This window comes from Vibrio sp. TH_r3 (genome assembly GCF_033101115.1).
GTDB lineage: Bacteria > Pseudomonadota > Gammaproteobacteria > Enterobacterales > Vibrionaceae > Vibrio.
The window spans coordinates 1-220 of record NZ_JAWMPW010000116.1; the positions used below are offsets into that span (position 1 = coordinate 1).

Consider the following 220-nt stretch of genomic DNA (forward strand, 5'->3'; position numbering starts at 1 on the left):
ATAACTCAATCTCGGTTATTGAAAAGCACAAAGCAAGTATGGGTCTGTAGCTCAGCTGGTTAGAGCGCTCGCCTGATAAGCGGGAGGTCGGTGGTTCAAGTCCACTCAGACCCACCAAATTGCCTTACCTAAAGAAAATTTCATCCTAAATGAGTTATCACAAGCCACACCCACTGATGGGGTTATAGCTCAGCTGGGAGAGCGCCTGCCTTGCACGCAG

General features: G+C 49.1%; 1 tRNA gene. It reads left to right on the forward strand.

Annotation, left to right across the window (positions count from 1 at the left end):
• Positions 1-40 precede the first annotated feature (40 nt).
• Positions 41-117 (forward strand) — tRNA-Ile (locus R3X26_RS19030).
• Positions 118-220 lie beyond the last annotated feature (103 nt).